Origin of the sequence: Thiohalocapsa sp. (assembly GCF_019695415.1) — a bacterium.
Lineage (GTDB): Bacteria > Pseudomonadota > Gammaproteobacteria > Chromatiales > Chromatiaceae > Thiohalocapsa.
In genome coordinates this window covers 1-2537 of record NZ_JAIFKJ010000006.1, presented here as the reverse complement: position 1 = coordinate 2537, position 2537 = coordinate 1, and the positions used below count along the sequence as shown (strand labels likewise).

Genomic DNA, 2537 nt, shown 5'->3' with positions numbered 1-2537 from the left:
AGCTGCGAGAGACCCGTCAGCAGGTAGAGATTGAAAAGCTGGCTTTCCGGGTGAAAGCTGACGAAGCCGAGCATGAAATCGCCCAGTTCCGTATCGAGGCCGTTCTCGATCAGGATCGCGCCAATGCTCAGCAGGCTGGCGACATAAAGCACCGGCGCGAAATCGACCTTTTCCTTGAATGCCGTCGGACTGATGAGCCGTGCCGAGGGCCAGAGGATCGCCACCGCCGCGGCCATTGCGATCCAGGCCGGATGGATGCCGTGGAACACATCGGTCGCCCAAAAGGCAATCGCGCCGAGCAGGACCACCGCCAGGCGGCGCTGCTGCGGCGTCATCTGCTCGCGGCCAACCTCCGCGACTGGCTGACCAGGCTGATAAAACAGTGCCAGCAGGACGACCATCAGCACGACCGTCCGCAGCACGCCGATGACCGGAAGCTGATAAATCAGGAACTCCGCATAGGAGATCTTGATGCCGTAGACCGACTCGATCGCCCCGACATGCACGACCGCCGGCAAATTGGCGGTCACCACCGCGAAGGCGGGCAGGAAGGTGCCCAGCCCGACAGCGAGCGCCAGCCCGGTATAGCCTTTGCCGCCTTCCTCGAAGCCCATGGCTTCGGCCATCCCCAGCGCCACCGGTATCAGCAGGATGATCCGCGGGATCGTCGCCGGGATGATCAGCCCGAGCACCAGTGCGATGACGACCAGCAGGATGACCGCCCGCACATAGGTCATCCGCCACAGGCTCAGAATCCGCCGGGCAATGAAGGCGCCGAGACCGGCTTCCTGCGCCGCTACGCCGATGACGATGCCTGAAAACAGCAGCCACAAGGCCCCCACCTCGAAGCCTGAAAACACGACATTCGCCGGCGCGATGTCGCCCAGCAGCGCCAGAAGGAACACCGTCAGCGCCGTGACATGCTCGGGCAGGACGTGCGTGGCGAACAGGCTGATGGCCAGAACGAGCAGCGCCCAGGTTTTCAGCTGGTCGGCATTTGCCCCGCCGCCCAGCGACAGGACCAGCAGGTAAAGCGCCAGCGCGCCGCCTGCCGCCGCGATGAGCGTGGCGAGACGGACCCGCTTCAGACCCGCGAAAAGCCCGCCTTTTGCCGTCGGCGTTCTCATGAGGCATCTCTTGTTGTTGGCTGCGCCCGCAGGCCACGCGCGCCCCTTAGGGGTCCGCGCCGCCGCGCGCATTTCATTGACGCGCCGTTCACCATAGCATCGCACGGACTGGCGTTGTCAGGGGACGCGGCGTGAAGATTTCTCCCGCGGCTGTTGCGCGCGCGGTCTTTCCCGGCGGCTCAAATCATGGCCCCATGTCGGCCGGGCAGAACAAGGGAGAGGCTGATGGAATTCGTTGATCAATTGATCGCGTTCCTGCGAGACGGTATCGCGGCGATTTTCCGGTTTGTCGAGATCGTCTGGACCTGGTCGATCGCGCAGATCCGCGCCGTGCCCTGGGGCAATCTGGGCGATCTGCACATTCTGGAACAGATCCTGCTGGTCCTTGTCGCCGGCGTGGTGATCTATCTGCTCTATCGCGCCGCGCGTGAACTGTTCGACGCCGCCCAGAACGCGCTGGCCGCGTTCGCCACGCTCCTGGGCGCGATCGTGCGCACGCTCGCACCCGTGCTGGTCGCCGGACTGACCGCAGCGGCCGGGGCGTGGATCATCAACAATGTCAGCTTTTAGGGCCTGTCGGGGTGACCGGGATTTCGCGCGGGCAGTGCTCGTCGACCGCGTCCAGCAGCTCCATATCGCCGAGGTCGAGCACGTTCGGCGGGGTCAGCGGCAGGAAGCCGGTCTGCCCGGAGCGCGCGCGCAGCACGTAGACCAGCCATAGAAGCCCTTTCGTCGGGCCGATGTAGCGCCTGGGCTCGCGCACTTCCAGGAACAGCGTTCCCGCGCCCACGGTGCCCGTCACCTGCTTGATCTCGGTGATGGCCGTCCACGGGATCGTCTCCGGGCCGAGCCGCCGGTCCTGAATGCCGGTGTCGTCCACGCGGACAACGGGGCGCGGAAACGCCAACTCGTAGAGATTGGTGAGCACGCGCGATCCAAAATAGGCCGTCGCCAGCGCGCCGAGGATCGCGTCAAAACCGGAAAAGCCCCAGCCGGCCAGCGACCAGAGCAGAAGCGCCGCCGCCGTCAGCCCGCCAGAAATCAGCAGGCGCATCAGCAGCACATTCGTCTTGTAGCCGAATTCGGTCGCCTCGCCCATGCCCCGCTCCGTTGGCCGCCGCGCCGCCATCAGGCATAGTCGATCCGGCTGGAACAGGCAATGCGGAGCGGGCGCGTGTGGCGGCACCTCGGGCGCTGGGTCGCGATCGTCCCGGACGCGATCATCTGGGGCTGGGACCTGCTGATGATGTATGTCGCGGCTCTGTTCCTGATCCCGCTCTGCGTGATCGGCTCGCTTAAAATGTTGGGCGTGACGCCGGTGTGGCGCGCGTTGGCCGACGCGGGGCTGGCGAACACGTGGTTCCGGCTGATGATCGTTGGCGCGCCGATATTGCTTGCAGTGCCGCTTTC

General features: G+C 65.4%; 4 protein-coding genes. 2 read left to right on the top strand and 2 right to left on the bottom strand.

Features of this window, described 5'->3' with window-relative positions:
* Positions 1–1127, bottom strand: a 1127-nt coding sequence (locus I6U14_RS00080) for an SLC13 family permease (protein ID WP_296895851.1), incomplete at its 3' end; no start/stop codon positions are given.
* Between the two features lie 225 nt (positions 1128–1352).
* Here I6U14_RS00080 and I6U14_RS00075 point away from each other — a divergent pair.
* A complete protein-coding gene (locus I6U14_RS00075) occupies positions 1353–1697 on the top strand; it encodes a hypothetical protein (protein WP_296895850.1) in 345 nt (114 codons plus the stop codon).
* Here I6U14_RS00075 and I6U14_RS00070 read toward each other — a convergent pair.
* Positions 1687–2226: a hypothetical protein gene (locus I6U14_RS00070; RefSeq protein ID WP_296895849.1), complete on the bottom strand. Its 540-nt coding sequence runs from the start codon at positions 2224–2226 to the stop codon at positions 1687–1689. The genes I6U14_RS00075 and I6U14_RS00070 overlap by 11 nt on opposite strands.
* Positions 2227–2301: 75 nt before the next feature.
* On the opposite strand from I6U14_RS00070, the gene I6U14_RS00065 reads away from it, so the two are divergent.
* On the top strand, positions 2302–2537 hold a 236-nt coding region (locus I6U14_RS00065), incomplete at its 3' end, for a hypothetical protein (protein ID WP_296895848.1).